This window comes from Meridianimarinicoccus roseus (assembly GCF_003172915.1).
Taxonomy (GTDB): Bacteria; Pseudomonadota; Alphaproteobacteria; order Rhodobacterales; family Rhodobacteraceae; genus Meridianimarinicoccus; species Meridianimarinicoccus roseus.
Map to the genome: position 1 here is coordinate 136,543 of NZ_QGKU01000038.1, position 18,041 is coordinate 154,583.

The window sequence follows — 18,041 nt, forward strand, 5'->3', positions numbered from 1 at the left end:
GGGAAGCTCCAATCCTTGCTTGCTTCGGGGGTCATCATTCGGCCGGCATGGGATCGTCCGGCCGAAGGAGGGGGGGCGCGATCTCGCGGTTCACGCGTCGCAGCGCGAGGCGTTTCCAGATCACGAAGACCGAGGGGATGACGAAGAGCGTCAGAAGGGTCGCCGTGACCATGCCGCCGATCATCGGCGCGGCGATCCTCTGCATGATTTCGGAGCCGGTGCCGGTGCCGTACATGATCGGGATCAGCGCCGCGAAGATCGTCGCCACCGTCATGATCTTCGGCCGCACGCGCAGCACCGCGCCCTCGAAAACGGCCTCTTCGATGTCGTCCCGTGTCAGCGCACGCCTCTCGGATTGCGCGAGGCCGCGCCGTTTCTCCCATGCGAGGTTGAGGTAGAGCAGCATGACGATGGCCGTCTCGACGGCGACGCCAGCGAGCGCGATGAAGCCCACCAGCACCGCCACAGAGATGTCGAAGGCGAGATACCACAGGAACCAGACGCCGCCCGCCAGCGCCAGGGGCAAGGCCGCAAGGATGATGCCCACCTCGATCACGCGATTGAACGCCATGAAGAGCATCAGCGTGATGATCAGGAGCGTGGCGGGCGCCACGATCATGAGGCGCTCCTGCATGCGTTCGATGTATTCGTACTGCCCCGACCAGGTCAGAGAGTAGCCCGGCGGCAGGTCGACCACTTCTGCCACGATGTCCCTCGCTTCGGCCACGTATCCGCCGAGGTCTCGCCCGGCGATATCGATGAAGACGAAACCGGTGCGGCGCGCGTTTTCCGAGCGGATCATCCCCGGCCCGTCGACGATGCGGATATCGGCCAGCGCCGCGAGCGGCACATGCGCGCCCGAGGGCGTGACGACCGGCAGCCCTTCGAGCCGTTCGGGGCTGTCGCGCCATTCCTGCGGATACCGCAGGTTGATCGGAAAGCGCTCGAGGCCCTCGACCGATTCCGAGACTTGCGTGCCGCCAATGGCCATCTGGACCACGTCCTGCACATCCCGCACGCTCATCAGGTAGCGCGCGGCAGCCTCCCGGTTGACGTCGATCTCGATGAACCGGCCGCCGACCGGTCTCTCGGCATAGGCGGACGCGGTGCCCTCGATCTCCGCTACAGCGCGCTCGACCTCGATCCCGATCCGGGCGATCACGTCGAGATCCGGACCGGAAATCTTGACCCCGACCGGTGTCCGGATACCGGTCGCCAGCATGTCGATGCGATTCTTGATCGGCTGGATCCAGACGTTGGTGACACCGGGCACCTGCACGATCCGGTCAAGCTCGTCCCGGATGCCTTCCATCGTCATGCCCGGGCGCCACTCCTCCTCCGGCCTGAGCTGGATGGTCGTCTCGATCATCGTGAGCGGCGCCGGGTCGGTCGCCGTCTCCGCGCGTCCGGCCTTGCCGTGGACGGTCAGCACCTCCGGCACGGTCGCGATCAGGCGGTTGGTCTGCTGCAGGACCTCGCGTGCCTCGCCGATCGACACGCCGGGATAGAGCGTCGGCATGTAGAGGAAATCGCCCTCGTTCAGTTCGGGCATGAACTCGGAGCCGAGGCGCTGGAGCGGATACCACATCGAGGCGACGACGGCGGCGGCCAGCAATGTCGTCGCCCAAGGCCAGGCGATGGCCGCGTCGAGGAACGGGCGGTACATCCAGACCACGATGCGGTTCAGCGGGTTCTTCCGCTCCGGCAATATGCGGCCGCGCACGAAATATCCCATCAGCACCGGCACCAGCGTGATCGACAGGATCGCGGCGGCGGCCATGGCGTAGGTCTTGGTATAGGCGAGGGGCTGGAACAGGCGCCCCTCCTGGTTCTCCAGCACGAAGACGGGCAGGAAGCTTACGGTGATGATCGCAAGCGAATAGAAGAGCGCGGGCCCGACTTCGGAGGCGCAGTCCTGCACGATCCGCCAGCGGTTTTCTGCCGTCAGCCGTTCCTTCTCGAGTCGTCGGTGCATCGCCTCGATCATCACGATGGACGCGTCGACCATCGCGCCGATCGCAATGGCTATGCCACCCAGTGACATGATGTTGGCGTTCACGCCCTGTGCCTTCATCAGTATGAAGGCCGCGAAGATGCCCAGGGGGAGCGACAGCAGGATCACCAGCGACGAACGCAGGTGAAGCAGGAAGGCGGCGCAGACCAGCACGACCACGACAAATTCCTGCGTCAGCTTCTTCTGCAGGTTGTCGATGGCGCGCTCGATGACGCCGGAGCGGTCGTAGGTCGTGACGATCTCGACGCCTTCGGGCAGGTTCAGGCGCAACTCCTCGATCCGAGCCTCCACCGCGCGGATCGTGGCCAGCGCGTTGCCGCCCCAGCGCATGATCACGACACCGCCCACCGCGTCGCCGAGCCCGTCGAACTCGCCCACGCCTCGCCGCATCTCGGGTCCCAGCCTGATTTCGGCCACGTCGCCAAGAGTGAGCGCTGCACCGCGCTCGTTCACCATCAGCGGCGCGCTCGCGAGATCGGACAACTCGTCGATATAGCCCGACGAGCGGACCATGAACTCCGCCTCGCCCATCTCGATGACGCTGCCGCCGGTTTCGCGGTTCGCCGTCTGGATCGCGCTGCGCAGCTGCGCCAGCGTGATGTCATAGGCCCTGAGCCGGTTGGGATCGACGACCACCTGGTATTGCCGGACCATGCCGCCGATGGTGGCGACCTCGGACACGCCGTCCACCGCCTGCAATTCGTAGCGCAGGAACCAGTCCTGAAGCGTGCGGAGTTGCGACAGGTCGTGGTTTCCGGTGCGGTCGATCAGGGCATACTGGTATATCCAGCCTACGCCCGTCGCGTCGGGGCCCAGCTGCGGCGACACGCCTTCGGGCAGGCTTCCTGACACCTGGCCGAGATATTCCAGAACCCGCGAGCGCGCCCAGTAGAGATCCGTTCCATCCTCGAAGACCACGTAGACGAAGCTGTCCCCGAAGAACGAGAAGCCGCGCACGTCCTGCGCGCCGGGCACCGCGAGCATCGCCGTGGCGAGCGGATAGGTGATCTGGTTCTCAACGACCTGCGGCGCCTGACCCGGATAGGGCGTGCGCACGATCACCTGCACGTCCGAGAGATCCGGGATCGCGTCGACCGGCGTTTCGCGAAGCGCCCAGATGCCGGCAACCGCCATCATGCAGGCGAGCGCCACGATGACGAACCGGTTCGCGATCGAGGTGCGTATGATGGCGGGGATCATTGCGACACGCTCCGCGGGGCAGCGGTGCCGACGAGGGTCATTGAAAGGTCGGGATTGCGTCGCAGGAGCAGCGTCAGGTCCTCGCCCGTGGCCAGGGAGGCCGGGTCGATGGAGTCGCCGATGGCGAAATCCATGGTCATGCCGGGCATGCCGATCTCGATCATCGGCCCATGGGTGACGTTCGCCGTGCGAGCCTCGGTATCCACCGCGTTGATCGTGCCCGTTACCTCCATCGGCGGCTCCACGGCTTCGGCCTCCGCCAGCAGCATGGTCATCCCGTCGGGCCGCGCGAAGGTGAGCGTCATCTCGCGGCCGGTTTCCAGGGCGGCGAGATCGAGCGCGGAATCGATCGCGAAGTCCATCGTCATGCCGGGCATGCCGATCTCCGCGATCGGTCCGTGGGTGATCGTCGCCTGGCGGGTCGCCGGATCGACGGCGTCGATCGTTCCGGAAACGACAATCGGCGGCGCGGACGGAGGCGCTTCGTCCACGGTCTGCACCGGCGACGCGTCTTCGCCCTCGGCGCGCACGGCGATGATCGAGAACATCCCGCCCTCACCCCGCGCCAGATCGAATTCGATGGGCGTGTCTAGCGGAACCTCGGCCGGATCGATGCCCGCCACGTCGAGGTCCATCCGCATGGCCGGCCAGCCGAGGTCCGGAATCGGGCCATGATCGAGCGTCAGCCTGCCCTCGGGCGTCACGCCGAGGGCGATGCCGGTTCCCGTCGCCGCGACACCGTCGTCGGGTCCGAGCTCGATCAGTCCGATGAGACCGTCGGCGCCCCGCGCGGCCCGGAACGCGACCTCCTCTCCTCCGTGCAGGCGGTCGAGCGCCACGTCCGCACGTACCGGGAACTCGGACGTCATGGCCGGCCAGTCGAGGCTCTCGAGCACGTCGTGCCGGAGCGTGGCGATCCGTCGGTCCCGGTCGAGCGAGACGAGCGTGCCCGTCCCGCGCGCGGGCTCCTCGTCGGTGGGCGCCATGCGCGTGAAACCGGCGTTCAGGGCGCTTTCGCTGTCGATCAGGAACTGCGCCGAGGCGACCACCTCTTCGCCCGGGGCAAGTCCCTGCAGGATCTCGGTCCGGCCGCCTTCGCCGAAGCTGTCGCGCAGCCCCGTAGTGACGAGCCGTGGGCGGAATGTGCCTTCTCCCGTCCTGAGGATGACCCGTTCCGCGGCACCGGTGCGGATCACCGCCTCGGAGGGCACTGTCAGCACCTCACGGCGCGTTTGGGGTTCGAGGCTCACGGTGCCGAACATGCCGGGCCGGAGCAGACCGTCGGAATTGTCGAAGCGCAGGCGCACGGGGAGAGTGCGGGTGCGCGGGTCGAGCTCGGGATAGATGTAGTCGATCCGGCCTTCGAAGACGCGGCCGGGGAGGTGCTCGAACCGGGCGGTGGCGGTCATGTCTTCGGACAGGCGGGCCATGTCGCGCTCGAAGACATCTACGATCAGCCAGACCCGGCTCAGGTCCGCGATGGAGAAGGCGCGGGTGCCGGGCTGCAGGTACATGCCGTCGGCGGCGTCGAGCGCGATGACGACGCCATCCTGGGGCGCCTCGATCTCCACGTTGCGCGCGAGCTGACCCGTGGCCTCGATCTCGGCGATCTGGCGCGTGGACATGCCATGGCTCAGAAGCTTGTTGCGCGCCGCGTCGAGAATGCGCGGGTCGCCATCCTCGACCGCCCGGATGAGGTCGCCCGTCGCGGCGGCCACGAGCGGCGAGAAGAGATCGAACAGGACCTGTCCCCGTTCGACCCTGTCACCGACCGCGCGCACGTCCAGCCGTTCGATCCAGCCTTCGACGCGGGTATGCACGTGGCTCGTGCGGTGCTCGTCGTAGCCGACGAAGCCCACAGTCTCGATCCGCGGCGCCACGTCGGTCACCCGCGCCAGCGCGGTGCGCACGCCGATCGCGTTGATCTCGGCCGCGCTCAGCGAGACCTCGACGGGATCGCCGGAGGGCTCCTGACCGGCATAGACCGGGATCAGATCCATGCCCATGGGCGACTTTCCCGGTCCTGGCTGCCGGAAGTTCGGGTCCATCGGGGCCACCCAGTAAAGGATCTCCGGCCCTTCCGACGCAATCCTGTTCGCCGGATTGAGGTAGAACCTCTCAAGGGTGATGCCGCCTGCCGTCCCGCCCGCCAAGGCAAGGATCGCGAGAGCCGTGTAGCGTCCACGCATCGCAACCTCCTGACGACCAGTCCGTGGGGACCGGCCCAAAATTCAAGATGGACCCGAGCCGCTCGAGGGCTCGGATCCGCAAGAACCTGTCAGGAAAGTCGGGGAGGTCGTTCAGGGAGAGGCGTCTGGATCGAAGGTCCGACTATCTGTGCCGAGGCCTGAGCACAGGCGCTCCGGCCCTGCCTCGTGGATGCCAAGAGGCCGGAGTAATCCAACTCCGATAGACAACAAGCCAAGACATGGCAGTTCGACGCCGCCGTGGTCTCGGGCTCGCAGCACTCTTCGCTGGCGTCTCCCGGAGGCATGTGGTGCGCCGCGTGCCCCATCGATGCGGGATCGGATGCGGCCCACGCCATGCTTCCACTGCTTTGGTGCGCAGGATGCTCCTTCGCGACAGCTCCGAGGATGCCAGTCATCATGAGCGCGAGGGACATGCCCAGCACCATGATACTTTTCGCCCAGAAACTGTGTGAAGACTTCTTCATGATTCCGAGATAGGTGCGGCAGCGCGTCCAGGCAACAGAATTTAGGCTGCCGGTGCGCGGGAGTCAGGAATACCGATTCCAATCCTTTTCGGCGTCAGCGGGCACTTGCGCCGCACTTGCACCTCGGGTTCATCAAGCCGGAGTGGCAGGGTAGCCGGCTTTCGTCATGGCTGCCTGCAATGCAGCGGCATCCTTGCCGGACGCAATCGTGACGGTCTTCGACGTCAGGTCGGTATCGACCTTGGCAGCCGGATCGACCGCCTTGAGCGCCTTGTCGATGGCGGCCGTGCAGTGGCCGCAGCTCATGTCCGGGACGTGAAACTTCATTTCGGGTTCTCCTTGTCGTGTTGAGTCTTAGGGGCTGGGCTTCGGGAGGCAAGCAGAGGTCCGGATTGCCGCCCCGAACAAAATATCCGTCCGCCCCGGTCCCTGGTTCCGTTTATTTGCGCGCGAGGCCCGGCTTGCATGTCGTGTCTCTCAGAGTTCAAGGCGCCGCAGTCGCAGCGCGTTCGAGATGACCGAGACCGACGACAGGCTCATCGCCGCCGCAGCGATCATCGGCGAGAGCAGCAGCCCGACGAACGGATAAAGGATTCCGGCCGCGATCGGCACACCGGCCGCGTTGTAGGCGAAGGCGAAGAACAGGTTCTGCTTGATGTTGCGCAAGGTCCCCGTCGCGAGTTTGCGCGCGCGCACGAGTCCCACGAGATCGCCGCGCATGAGCGTGATCCCGGCGCTTTCGACGGCGACATCCGCGCCCGTGCTCATCGCGATGCCGACATCCGCTGCGGCAAGGGCCGGTGCATCGTTCACGCCGTCACCCGCCATTGCGATCCGGGCGCCCTTGGCGCGAAGCTCCTCCACGAGCGTCTTCTTGTCCTCGGGGAGAACCCCGGCGCGCACCTCGTCGATCCCCAGCTTGCGTGCGACCGCCTCGGCCGTGCGCTGGTTGTCCCCGGTGGCCATTATTACGGTCAGCCCGAGGGCGTGAAGGTCGCGGATCGCGCTTTCCGTCGTCTCCTTGATCGGGTCGGCCACGGCGACGATCCCCGCCAGTTCGCCATCGACCGCGACGAACATCGCCGTCTTGCCTTCGGCGCGCAGTCCGTCGGCGGTGTCCTCGGCGGCGTTAACTTCAATATCCAGATCGGCCATCATGGCACGGTTGCCAAGCGCCACCGACCGCCCGCCGACCGTGCCGCGCACGCCCTTGCCAGTCACGGCGTCGAAGTCGTCGGATCGACCGACCTCCGCGCCACGGTCGCGCGCGCCCTCGACGATGGCTTCTGCGAGCGGATGCTCGGACCCGCGCTCGAGCGCGGCCGCAAGCGACAGCACTTCGCTCTCGTCGTGCCCGTCGAACGCCACGACATCGGTGAGCTTCGGCTTGCCTTCGGTCAGCGTGCCGGTCTTGTCCACGATCACCGTATCCACCCGCGCCATCCGCTCCAGTGCTTCGGCGTCCTTGATCAGCACGCCCGCCTGTGCGCCGCGCCCCGCAGCCGTCGTGATCGAGATCGGCGTCGCCAGCCCGAGCGCGCAGGGACAGGCGATGATCAGGACGGATACGGCCGAGGCGATGGCGAAGGCCAGCGCCGGTTCGGGTCCAAAAGTGAGCCACGCGAAGAACGCCGCGATGGCTATCGCCACGACCGTTGGCACGAAAATCGACGAAACCCGGTCCGCCAGCCCCTGGATCGGCGCGCGGGAGCGCCTTGCGCCTGCGACCATCTCGACGATCTGGGCCAGCACCGTGTCGGCGCCGACCTGTGTCGCCCGGATCGCAAGCGTCCCGTTCTTGTTGATCGTGCCGCCGGTCACCCGGTCGCCTTCCGTCTTCTCGACAGGAACCGGCTCGCCCGTGATCATGCTTTCGTCGATCGAGGATCGGCCTTCGACGACTTCGCCGTCCACCGGAATGCTGTCGCCCGGCCGTACGCGCAGAAGATCGCCCTCGACGATGTTCTCGAGCGGCGCGTCGTATTCCGTGCCGTCCTCGAGAATACGCCGCGCGGTCTTGGGTGCGAGGTCCAGAAGCGCCCGTATCGCATCCCCGGTTCGCTCTCGCGCCCGCAACTCGAGCACCTGTCCCACGAAGATCAGCGCGACTATGACGACGGCGGCCTCGTAATACGTGCCGACGCCTTCGCCCATCCGGTACTGTTCCGGGAACACCCCCGGGGCAAAGGTGGCGAAGAGCGAATAGACATAGGCCGCGCCGACCCCGAGCGAGATCAGCGTCCACATGTTGGGCGAAAGGTTCCGGAACGAGTCCAGGCCGCGCTTGAAGAACGGAAGCGCCGCCCAGAGCACGATGGGCGTTGCAAGGACGAATTCGATATAGACCGCCAGCTGGTGGCCCAGCCAGTCACGAACCGGCAGGCCGACCAGCTCGCCCATGGTCAGGATCACCAGCGGCCCGGCCGCCGCAGCACTGATCCACATACGTCGGGTAAAGTCGGTGAGTTCTTCGCTGGGTTCGTCCGAGGGCACCATCGGTTCGAGCGCCATGCCGCAGATTGGGCAACTCCCCGGTTCGTCGCGGACGATTTCGGGATGCATGGGGCAGGTCCACTGTGTGCCGGGTCGGGCTTTCTGCTCGGTCGTCTCCGCATTCCCCGACGCGTAGAAATAGGGATCGGCGTCAAATTCCGTCTGGCAGCCTTTGGAGCAGAACCAGAAGGTCTCGCCGCCATACTCGCGCGACCGTGCGTCCTCGCGCATTTCGACCTGCATTCCGCAGACGGGATCCGTCGCGGTCTTCGCGCCAGAGGCTGGAGCGTCATGGTGATGATGGGCGTGTTCAGACATCGGGATTCCCCTTTCGGGACTCAATGTGGGGCTTCCAACGGTTGGAAGGTCAAGGGGATGATTTCTCTGTTTCAATAGTGCCTGCGGGCACGTGGTCATGATCGCCGTCCATGGGCGGGTTGAGCTTCAGGAAGACATGCTCGAACGCGAAGACGGCTACCATGGCGGCCAGCGCGATCAGAACGATCGTCGGGTCGCTTTGCCATTTCATCACGGTGAAGGCCCCGAGCACGACGGCGTCGAGCCCGATGGCGGTGAGGAGGATCCACCCTCGCGCGCCGATCTCTTCCCTCAGGTGACGCCAGACGCCCCAATGGATCAGCATGTCCATCACGAGGTAGAAGAAAGCTCCGAGCGACGCGATGCGGCTGAGGTCGAAGAAGACGGTGAGAACGCCTGCGATCACGACCGTGTAGACAAGAGTGTGATCCCGGATCGTGCCCGGCATCCCGAAATGACTGTGCGGGATCATCTTCATGTCGGTCAGCATGGCGAGCATGCGGGACACCGCGAAAATGCTTGCGATCACGCCCGAGGCCGTCGCGACAAGCGCCAGCGCCACCGTCAGGTAGAACCCGATCCGGCCGAGCGCCGGCTCGGCCGCTTCGGCAAGCGCGTAGTCTTTCACGGCAACGATCCGGTCGAGCGGCAGGCTCGAGCCCACGGCGAAGGCCACCAGCAGGTAGACCACCACGCAGATCGCGATGGAGATGACGATGGCGCGGCCGACGTTGCGGTGCGGGTCCGTGATCTCGGCGCCGGAATTGGTGATCGTCGTGAAGCCCTTGAAGGCCAGGATCGCAAGGGCAAGCGATGCGACGAAACCGGCGGCGCCCGTTTCCGTCTCGCCTGTCGCCTCGAAGGAGATGCCGCCCGCCCAGAGTGCCGCTATGCCGAAGAGCGCGATCCCTCCGACCTTGAGGACCGCCATGACCTGCGACAGGAGCCCGACCGATCTGTTGCCGGAGGCATTCACGAGATAGGCGAAGACAATGAGGCAGACACCGATGGTCGGAACAAGCCAGCCGCCCGGCTCCAGCCCCAGCCCACGCATCAGGTAGGTGCCGAAGGTCCGTGCAACCAGGCTTTCGTTGATGACCATCGAAAGGGCCATCAGGAGTGCCGCGCCAGCGGCAACCGTTGTCGGCCCATAGGCCTTCTTGAGGATCATGCCGATGCCGCCGGCGGACGGCCAGGCATTCGACATCTTGATGTAGGTGTAGGCGCTGAATGCGGTCACGACGGCGCCCGCGACGAACGCCAATGGGAACAACGGGCCCGCCAGTTCGGCAATCTGCCCGGTCAGGGCAAGAATACCGGCGCCGATCATCACGCCCGTTCCCATCGCGACGGCGTCGGGCAGGCTGAGGCTGTTCTCCTTGTAGTTGGAACTCATGATCGACTGGCCTCCGTAGCGTCCTTCTTTGGTCTGTCTTTTTTCGAAGCGGCACCCCGCCGAAGCGCAACCAGCAGGAGGGGAAGGCCCGTCATGAGGCCCAGACCGAGCGCGATCCACTCCGCGCTGCCGAAGGTGCCTTCCATCGCAGCGCTGCCGAAATGCGCGAGCACGAAACTCGCGGGCAGGATGCCGGCCATCGTGGCCAGAGCGAAACGCCAGAAGTGCAGCCGACTGAACCCGGCGGCATAGCTCATCGCGTCGAAAGAGACGAAGGGCAGGAGACGGCTCGCGAAAACCGTGAGCGTCAACGCGTTCTGCGACCCCAGCAGACCGTAGTCGGCCCTTTCGCCAAGAAGACGCTCGACCGGTCCACGCCCCAAACCTCGGGCGATGAGGAAGGCCGCCAGTGCGCCGATCTCGGACCCGAGGGCCACGTATAGAGTGCCGGCGTAGTGGCCATACGCGGCCCCCGAGGCCAGCGCGATCGGTGCGCTGGGAATTGGGCTGGCAACGACCGCGACCGTCATGAGGGAGACGACCGCGAGCGGCCCCAAAGGTCCGGCGCGCGCGACCCACGTCTCGACTGTCGCCCGGTCCAGGTCGAAGGACCACCATCCTGCGGCCCAGCCAACGAGGCCCAGCCCAAGAACGGCGCCGACGAAAAGGGCGGCACCCTTGACGAGGGACGGGTAGCTATTGCTCTTCGAGGCGCTCTCTTCGGGCACGTCAGGCAAGTTCCTCCGGCATCGAAGCAAGCGCTGCATCCAGCGGAACCACGGGCAGACCGGCAGCAAGCCAGCCGGGGCCCTGGCGAGATCCCAGCATTCCCTCGGAGATGTCCACGTAGCCATCGTATCGAGCCTGCCGGAGCGCACGAAGCAGGGACGCCGAACGCCCCCCGGTCGCGCAGATCAGGCCGACGTCTCGGGATCCGGCCAGCGCCTTCGCCGCGAAGAGGCGATCCGGAAAACGGTCCTCGTGCATGCTGATCGGCCAGACCCCGGCTCCAACACCGGTTTCCAGCCATTCCTCGCGCGACCTCACATCGATCACGCGCGCGCTGTCTCCCAGAAGCGCGTCATAGGCCTCGTCCGCCGACCAGACAGTCCGCTCCTGCGCGTTCAGGGAAGACGTGATGAGGGCGAAAGGTGCTGCCGCCAGCCCAAGGACCAAGGCGCGCCGACCGTGAGCCATTGTCATCGGTTGCCTCCTTCAGGCCGCATCCACAGCGCGCACGAGCATGTCGCGGACCTGCCCGGCGACCGCGTGCAGTTCCTGGTTGTCGACAGCCGCCATCGAGGCGACCGGATCGACCGCGCTCACCTCGGTCCCGCCATCGACGCTGCGAAGGATGACGTTGCACGGCAGCATTGCGCCGATCCGCGGCTCGAGACCGATGGCCTCCCAGGCCATTTTCGGGTTGCAGGCGCCGAGGATCAGATAGCCGTCCATGTCGGCGTCGATCTTCTTCTTCATGGTGGCCTTCACGTCGATCTCGGTCAGGACGCCGAAGCCTTCGGCCGTCAGCGCCTCGCGCACGCGCCGATCCGCTTCCTCGATGCTGGTGTCGGCGAGCAGGCGATCATGAGTGTAGGGCATCTCGGGGTTCCTCCTTCTTCTTCAATGGGTATGGGCCGGAGATTCGCTCCGGCCCTCATTCTCGACAACGCGTGATGAGACCGTCAGTTGCCCTGCATGCGCGGGCCGCCTTCGTCCATCATGCGTCCCTGACCGGGCATCATCTGGCCCGGAGCATATCCACCTTCGTTCATCATCCGCTCTCGCAGGCCTTGCATGCGTTGCATCTGCGCGGCAGGTGCCTGCATCTCTTCCGCGGTGATCCGGCCGTCGCCGTCCGCGTCGAGATGCTGGAACCGGTCGACCATCGTCTCGCGGATGAGCGCGCCGTGCAGCGTCTCGAACTCTGCGATGGAGAGTGTGCCATCGCCGTCCGCATCGTACTCCGAGAGGAGACTGCCGAGCCCGGACTGCGCCTCTTCCGGCGTCACCACACCGTCGCCGTCCGCATCGAGATCCGCCATCATGCCCATGCCGGGCAAAGCTGTCATGCCGCCCATCATGGGTCCGCCGGGGCCCATCATGCCCATGCCGCCAGGCATGCCCATCATCCCCATGCCCATCTGGCCGCCCATCATCCCCATGCCCGGCATCGCGCCATCAACGCCCATCATGCCGTGCATGCGCATCATCATCTCCATCATGTCTTGCTCGCCGCCCATGCCCGCGCCGCGCGCATCCCCATGATGCGGCCCGCTGTCCGCCATTGCCGCTCCTGCCGCCAACAGGACCGTCACCGCGGAAGCTGCCATCTTTCCACGCAACGTCATTCGAATATCCTCCGTTTTGCCTTGCACGCCTCATGTCGGTAGTCACAGCGCAAATCGGAACGGGCGTCATTCAGGGATTTGTATCCGCGTGTCGCAGGCAGCCGATCTGATACAAATGGAGACAAAACAGCCTCTGACCGTGGAAAGCCCGTTCGGTAAACAAGAAAATGATGTCGAGCAGCCCTCATATCCTGGTCGTGGATGACCACAGGCAGATCCGGGAGTCGGTCACCCGGTTCCTGGAAAAGAACGGCATGCGCGCAACCGCAGCCAAGGACGCGGTCGAAATGGACGCCCAGTTGGCCTCTGGCCATTACGATCTGCTGGTGCTGGATGTGATGATGCCGGGAGAGGACGGTCTTTCCGTCTGCCGAAGGCTCGCGAGACAATCGAGCCTCCCGATCATCATGTTGACCGCGCTCGGCAAGGAGACGGACCGGATTGTAGGCCTGGAACTCGGTGCGGACGACTACCTGCCGAAGCCCTTCAACCCCCGTGAGCTGCTGGCGCGCATCAAGGCCGTGTTGCGCAGGAGTTCATCCGCCGAGAACCACGCCGGGGAACTCGCAGGAAAACGCGTTCGCTTCGCCGGCATGACGCTCGACACGGATGGACAGGCGATCGAAACGTCTGGCGGGGAACGTCTGTTGCTGACGACCGCGGACTTTCGCCTGCTGACGGTCCTCCTTGAGCGCCCCCGGAAGGTCCTCAGCCGGGATCAGTTGCTCGACCTGACCTCGGGCCGGGCTGCGGGACCCATGGACCGGACGATCGACAACCAGATCAGCAGGCTCCGGCGCAAGATCGAGCCCGATCCCCTGCGGCCGAGGATCATCACGACTGTCCGAAACGGGGGCTACTGCCTCGCGACGGATGTCGAGGTCGTCGAATGAGACGGCCCTTCCGAAATCTCAGATCGCAACTCGTCGTCCTCATCGTGGCCGCGCTGGCGGTCGCGCAGGCAATCAGCCTGTGGCTCTTCGTGGACGAGCGCAGCCTGGCTATCCGGGCCGCACTCGGCTTTGAGGCCGCCGGCCGGGCCGCCAACGTCGCGCGGCTCCTGGAAGAAGCGCCACCCGACCTTCAGACGTCGATCCTGCGTGCCGCGAACTCGCCGCTCGTGCGTTTCGAACTGTCCGACGCGCCAAGCGTGACGGAACCGGACCACCACCATGCGGCGCCCGTGGAAGCCCGCGTGCGGGCCCTTCTTGGAGACAGCTACAGCCGCGATATCCGTGTCCAACTGGATGATATCGAGACGCCGGTCCTGCCGTTGCCGAACCTCTCGCCAGAGATGGCGGAGATGCACCGCTCGATGATGCGCGGCGAAATGGCGGCACTGGAACTGACCCTCTCAATCGCGCTGAGCGGTGGACAGTGGCTGAACGTCAGCACGCGCTTCGAGCGGCCGCCCCTGCAATGGCCCCTGTTCTCCACCTTCACCTTCGCGCTGACGGCGGCGCTCATCCTCGTCACGGTCTGCTGGTTCCTGGTCACGCGCCTGACCGGGCCATTGCGCAAGCTCGCTGGCGCGGCGGAACGGCTCGGTCGTGGTGAGGACGCGGTCCCGTTGCCATTGGTCGGCCCTGCGGAGGTCGAAGACCTGACGCGGGCTTTCAACCTGATGCAGGAACGCCTGACCAGATACGTCGCCGACAGGACGCGTGTTCTTGCCGCCGTGGGCCATGACCTGCGCTCGCCGCTCACGGCGCTCAGGGTGCGCGCCGAGATGGTGGACGACGACGAGACCCGTGAAAGCCTGATCGAGTCGATCGAGGAAATGCAGACCATGGCGGAGGCCACCTTGAGCTTCGCCGAGGACCTGACTGGCACCGAAGAGGCGCGAGAGCTCGATGTGGGCACGTTTCTTCGTGACCTGGTATCCGACATGCCGGATCCGCCGAATATCCTCGGAGGCCCCGGCGTCCAAGCCCGCCTGCGCCCGGTCTCCTTCCGCCGCGCCGTGCGAAACCTCGCGGAGAACGCTGTCCGCTATGGAAGAAACGCCGAGATCGCGTGGCGGTCCGAGCACGATACCCTGGTCATCGAAATCCGCGACGAAGGCCCGGGCATCCCGTCCGAAAAGCTCGAGCAGGTCTTCGACCCGTTCTTCCGTCTCGAGGGCTCGCGCTCCCTCGAGACCGGCGGGCATGGTCTGGGACTTTCCATCGCCCGATCCATCGTCCGGGCGCATGGCGGCGAGATCCATCTCGCGAACCGGAATGGTGGCGGACTGGTGGCGAGCATCGCCGTGCCGCTTGCAGACAAGGGGTCTCACAAGACGTCATCGACAAGCGCGGAGTGGGAGAATGCAGAGATCGATAGCGACAATGGCTCCGTTCGGGATGTTCCCGACGGCGGTGGCCGCCGATCCGCCGGCGGATTGGCAGGGGAGGTATGATTACATGATGTGGGGTAATGGCTACGGCATGATCGGCGGCCTGATGATGATCCTGTTCTGGGGTGTCATCATAGTCTTGATTGTTCTCGCCGTGAAATGGTTCACCGACAACCGGGCCGGCGGAAATCGTGGAAGGCGCGACGCGATCGACATCCTGCGCGAACGCTTCGCCGCGGGCGAGATCGATGAAGAGGAATTCGAACGTCGAAAAAAGGCGCTGGAGCGCTGACGCGTCACCCCGTCGGACCGGTCACTCGGTCCGGCTCAGTTCGCGGCGGGTTCCGGCCCGATCGAGGGCGTCCATGACTGCGTCGGCTGTCAGCAGTTCCGGCAGAACGATACCCTCCGGCACACCCGGCCCATAAACGACGTTGAACGGGATGCCGAAGCGGCCGAAGCCCTCGAGATAGCGGGAAATCGCCTCGTCCGGGCGGGTCCAGTCGGCCTGCATCGCTACGACCCCGGGAGAGCCCAACGAAGCCGCGACCGGGTCTCGGTCCAGCACAAGCGCCTTGTTGGCCTTGCAGGTCAGGCACCAGTCCGCAGTCACGTCGACGAAGACGACTTCCCCCATGGAGATGCGTCGGGCGATTTCGCCCCGTTCAAACGGGAGCCACGCAATTCCACCTGACTCGGATGCAATCGTTCCCCGCGACGAAAGGCCATCGGACAGGGTTCCGGTGGCGAACAGCATCACGACGGCGAGAGCGGCTGCGGTCACACTCCGCGCCGTACCGCTCACACCGCGCATGCTGAGAACCCCGACGATAACTGCTGTCATTGCAACGGACGCGAGGGTCGCGATCGGTCCCGCAACGCCAATCATGACCCAAACCAGCCAAAGAGCGGTCCCGCCGAGAAGGAGACCGAGACCCGCGCGTAACACGCCCATCCACCTCCCCGGTTTGGGGAGGCGTCGGACCAACCCGGGCCGCGCGGCGATGACCAGGTACGGGGATGCCAGTCCGAGACCGAGGAACGTGAAGACAACCGCGATGTCGATGCCGCGACCGCCCAGTGCGAAGGCAACGGCCGTACCGAGGAAGGGGGCCGAACACGGGGTCGCGAGGACGGCCGCGAACGCCCCCGCCGCGAAGTCCCCGAACAGACCTGGCGTGGAGCCGGCATGCGCCAGCCGCGTCTGCAGGCGAGACGGCAGCGCGATCTCGAACGCGCCCACGAGGTTGGCCGCAAAGACCCCAAGGACCAGCACCGTCAGGGACAGGAAGATCGGGTTCTGGAATTGAAGGCCCCATCCCACCGTGACGCCGATCTCCCGCAGCATGAAAAGAACGGCAGCGAGGCCCCACACGAATGCCATCACGCCGGCGGCCGAAGCGAGGAACCCCCGTCGGACCGCAATCCTGCCGTCGCCACCCAGCCGCATGGCGGTAGCGAGCTTGATCGAAAGCACGGGAAGGACGCAGGGCATCGCGTTGAGAACGAGCCCTCCAAGAAACGCGGTGGCAGCGATCCAGATCAGCGCCGCGATGTCTACGCCTGAAGTCGCGAAAGCAAAGGGCGGTTCAGGAGGTTCCGAGACTGCTCGCGGTGCGGCGGTCGCAGCGAAACCGCTGGAGTCCGTCACCGTCACCGAGAGGTCCTGCAAGGGGCCATCCACTGCAGAGAGGATCGGAACCCGGGCCCACAGGAGATGCCCATCGTCCCCCAGCCGGGTGTCTGGACGGCCGAGGGAGGTAAACGGCCCTAGCTCGGCAAAGACGTCGGGGACCACGAAGGGTGCTTCGCGGCGCATCGAGATAACCACCGCGCGCATGTCCGGATCGACATGTGCGGAAACGTCGGTGATCCCTGCCGCCGAGGCATCGAGCGGAACGCGGTCGGCGAATGCCGTGATGCGCGCGGCACTTTCCTCGTCGATCCCGACACCGCTCGGAAGATCGAGGGACATGACGAAGTCCTGTGGAACGCAGATGTCCGAGCATGTGAGCAGCGTCACGTCCGCAGAAAGCCGAACCGGCGCTCCCGGTTCCTCCAGCGTTATGCGGATCGGAAAGACAACCTCGTCGTGATAGCCGAAGTTCTCGATGCCGAATGCGGTGAAGCGCTCCGGCGCCGGCCACTGGAAATCCATCGACGCAATATTCTGCGATCCTGACCAGTCGATCTCCGGCGGAAAGCCAACCTCTCCGGGCGTGCGCCAATAGGTCTTCCAGCCCTCGGCGAGATCCAGCGCCAACCCGGCCGAAAGTGTGCCGGCCCCGGGCGCTATCCCGTTCTCGACGGTCAGCAGCTGCGCGGTCACTGCCGGTGTCGTGACGGGATCCGAACTGGCGGCGCCGACTTGGGACGAGGCGGCGGAAAAGAAGATGGCCGCGAGCATGGCGCCCGCCAGAATGCGGGGACAATCTGCCTTGAAACGGGTCAGCATACCGAGGACCAGCCTTCCTCTCGCTCCAGGCTGATGATCCGGCGCAAGGTTCGATCCGAGATCTCTCCCTGAATCACGGTCCGACCGACCACCATTGCGGGCGTCCCCACGAAAGCGAACAGGCGCGAGAGCGCGGCACTGATTTCAAGCTCGCGAGAGACGCTTTCGCTCTCCATGTCTGCGATCAATCGAGTATGGTCCACGCCAATCCGCTCGGACAGCAGGGATAGATACTCCGCATTCGCGCGGAACGGGCTTGTCAGAAGGCTCTCGTGAAACGCTACGTAGGCGTCCTGGCGCTTTGCGGCGAGCGCAGCGCGCGCTGCAAGGATCGAGGTTTCGCCCAGAAGCGGCAGCTCATGCCACTCGATGGCGACCTCTGAGCCAAGGTCGGACGCGAGGTCTGACAGCCGCTTGGTCTGCACCCTGCAATAGGGACAGTAATAGTCGGCGAAAGACGCAATCGGGACCACGCCTTCGGATCTCGCCGCAGTCCCGAAGAGATGCGAGCACAGATCTGCGCGGAGGCTGTCGGGGGTCACTCGCGCCGGTGTTTCCTCTGATCCGCCGACGCTCAGACCCACAAACGGATTGAAGCCCGAAGAGACGGATCCGCCAGCGACCCGTCGAAATCCCGGCGGGTCATCAAGGGGTTCAAAATCGGGCAAGCCTTCGACCAGGGAAGGCAGCACGCGAAAGCCGCCGACCACGGCGCCGCCTGCAACAAGCATCAAGAGAAGTGTGCGCCTGTCGGCCATCAAACCGTTCCCGAACTGTCGAAGCCATTTGCAGTCCATCACCG

General features: G+C 65.5%; 14 protein-coding genes. 3 read left to right on the top strand and 11 right to left on the bottom strand.

Going from position 1 to position 18,041, the window contains the following annotated elements:
* Window positions 1-34: 34 nt before the first annotated feature.
* The 9 genes from DKT77_RS12450 to DKT77_RS12490 form a co-directional block, all read right to left on the bottom strand.
* On the bottom strand, window positions 35-3,214 hold the full coding sequence (locus DKT77_RS12450; protein ID WP_109812018.1) for an efflux RND transporter permease subunit: 3,180 nt from the start codon (window positions 3,212-3,214) through the stop codon (window positions 35-37).
* Window positions 3,211-5,403: an efflux RND transporter periplasmic adaptor subunit gene (locus tag DKT77_RS12455; RefSeq protein ID WP_109812019.1), complete on the bottom strand. Its 2,193-nt coding sequence runs from the start codon at window positions 5,401-5,403 to the stop codon at window positions 3,211-3,213. Before DKT77_RS12455 ends, DKT77_RS12450 begins: the two co-directional genes overlap by 4 nt.
* Before the next feature lie 617 nt (window positions 5,404-6,020).
* Window positions 6,021-6,215 carry a heavy-metal-associated domain-containing protein gene (locus DKT77_RS12460; protein WP_109812020.1) on the bottom strand — a complete coding sequence of 65 codons (195 nt, stop codon included), beginning with the start codon at window positions 6,213-6,215 and terminating at the stop codon, window positions 6,021-6,023.
* 150 nt (window positions 6,216-6,365) lie between these two features.
* Window positions 6,366-8,699, bottom strand: coding sequence for a heavy metal translocating P-type ATPase (locus tag DKT77_RS12465; protein ID WP_109812021.1), 2,334 nt, complete (start codon window positions 8,697-8,699; stop codon window positions 6,366-6,368).
* A gap of 49 nt (window positions 8,700-8,748) precedes the next feature.
* Window positions 8,749-10,095 (bottom strand): APC family permease, encoded by a 1,347-nt coding sequence (locus tag DKT77_RS12470; protein ID WP_109812022.1) that lies wholly within the window; start codon window positions 10,093-10,095, stop codon window positions 8,749-8,751.
* Window positions 10,092-10,739, bottom strand: a complete 648-nt coding sequence (locus DKT77_RS12475; RefSeq protein ID WP_238547870.1) for a TVP38/TMEM64 family protein — start codon at window positions 10,737-10,739, stop codon at window positions 10,092-10,094. Before DKT77_RS12475 ends, DKT77_RS12470 begins: the two co-directional genes overlap by 4 nt.
* Before the next feature lie 85 nt (window positions 10,740-10,824).
* Complete coding sequence (locus tag DKT77_RS12480) at window positions 10,825-11,298, bottom strand: rhodanese-like domain-containing protein (RefSeq protein ID WP_238547856.1); 474 nt, start codon at window positions 11,296-11,298, stop codon at window positions 10,825-10,827.
* 12 nt (window positions 11,299-11,310) lie between these two features.
* Complete coding sequence (locus DKT77_RS12485; RefSeq protein WP_109812024.1) at window positions 11,311-11,697, bottom strand: DUF302 domain-containing protein; 387 nt, start codon at window positions 11,695-11,697, stop codon at window positions 11,311-11,313.
* 83 nt (window positions 11,698-11,780) lie between these two features.
* Window positions 11,781-12,446, bottom strand: a complete 666-nt coding sequence (locus DKT77_RS12490) for an EF-hand domain-containing protein (protein ID WP_238547857.1) — start codon at window positions 12,444-12,446, stop codon at window positions 11,781-11,783.
* 167 nt (window positions 12,447-12,613) lie between these two features.
* On the opposite strand from DKT77_RS12490, the gene DKT77_RS12495 reads away from it, so the two are divergent.
* The 3 genes from DKT77_RS12495 to DKT77_RS12505 are packed head-to-tail and all read left to right on the top strand — an operon-like array spanning window position 12,614 to window position 15,076.
* A complete protein-coding gene (locus DKT77_RS12495) occupies window positions 12,614-13,339 on the top strand; it encodes a response regulator (RefSeq protein WP_476638805.1) in 726 nt (241 codons plus the stop codon).
* Window positions 13,336-14,847 (top strand): ATP-binding protein, encoded by a 1,512-nt coding sequence (locus DKT77_RS12500; protein ID WP_109812025.1) that lies wholly within the window; start codon window positions 13,336-13,338, stop codon window positions 14,845-14,847. The genes DKT77_RS12495 and DKT77_RS12500 overlap by 4 nt, the downstream gene beginning before the upstream one ends.
* A 28-nt stretch (window positions 14,848-14,875) precedes the next feature.
* Window positions 14,876-15,076 (top strand): SHOCT domain-containing protein, encoded by a 201-nt coding sequence (locus DKT77_RS12505; protein ID WP_238547858.1) that lies wholly within the window; start codon window positions 14,876-14,878, stop codon window positions 15,074-15,076.
* Between the two features lie 21 nt (window positions 15,077-15,097).
* Here DKT77_RS12505 and DKT77_RS12510 read toward each other — a convergent pair whose 3' ends face one another.
* Together DKT77_RS12510 and DKT77_RS12515 are read right to left on the bottom strand one after the other, a co-directional pair.
* Window positions 15,098-17,239: a protein-disulfide reductase DsbD family protein gene (locus DKT77_RS12510; RefSeq protein WP_238547859.1), complete on the bottom strand. Its 2,142-nt coding sequence runs from the start codon at window positions 17,237-17,239 to the stop codon at window positions 15,098-15,100.
* Complete coding sequence (locus tag DKT77_RS12515) at window positions 17,233-17,997, bottom strand: DsbA family protein (protein ID WP_238547860.1); 765 nt, start codon at window positions 17,995-17,997, stop codon at window positions 17,233-17,235. Before DKT77_RS12515 ends, DKT77_RS12510 begins: the two co-directional genes overlap by 7 nt.
* Window positions 17,998-18,041: the final 44 nt, after the last annotated feature.

Coding starts and splice junctions, on each gene's coding strand:
- DKT77_RS12450 (WP_109812018.1), bottom strand. CDS start 3,214: ATGATCCCCGCCATCATACGCACCTCGATCGCGAACCGGTTCGTCATC.
- DKT77_RS12455 (WP_109812019.1), bottom strand. CDS start 5,403: ATGCGTGGACGCTACACGGCTCTCGCGATCCTTGCCTTGGCGGGCGGG.
- DKT77_RS12460 (WP_109812020.1), bottom strand. CDS start 6,215: ATGAAGTTTCACGTCCCGGACATGAGCTGCGGCCACTGCACGGCCGCC.
- DKT77_RS12465 (WP_109812021.1), bottom strand. CDS start 8,699: ATGTCTGAACACGCCCATCATCACCATGACGCTCCAGCCTCTGGCGCG.
- DKT77_RS12470 (WP_109812022.1), bottom strand. CDS start 10,095: ATGAGTTCCAACTACAAGGAGAACAGCCTCAGCCTGCCCGACGCCGTC.
- DKT77_RS12480 (WP_238547856.1), bottom strand. CDS start 11,298: ATGACAATGGCTCACGGTCGGCGCGCCTTGGTCCTTGGGCTGGCGGCA.
- DKT77_RS12485 (WP_109812024.1), bottom strand. CDS start 11,697: ATGCCCTACACTCATGATCGCCTGCTCGCCGACACCAGCATCGAGGAA.
- DKT77_RS12490 (WP_238547857.1), bottom strand. CDS start 12,446: ATGACGTTGCGTGGAAAGATGGCAGCTTCCGCGGTGACGGTCCTGTTG.
- DKT77_RS12495 (WP_476638805.1), top strand. CDS start 12,614: ATGATGTCGAGCAGCCCTCATATCCTGGTCGTGGATGACCACAGGCAG.
- DKT77_RS12500 (WP_109812025.1), top strand. CDS start 13,336: ATGAGACGGCCCTTCCGAAATCTCAGATCGCAACTCGTCGTCCTCATC.
- DKT77_RS12505 (WP_238547858.1), top strand. CDS start 14,876: ATGATCGGCGGCCTGATGATGATCCTGTTCTGGGGTGTCATCATAGTC.
- DKT77_RS12510 (WP_238547859.1), bottom strand. CDS start 17,239: ATGCTGACCCGTTTCAAGGCAGATTGTCCCCGCATTCTGGCGGGCGCC.
- DKT77_RS12515 (WP_238547860.1), bottom strand. CDS start 17,997: ATGGCCGACAGGCGCACACTTCTCTTGATGCTTGTTGCAGGCGGCGCC.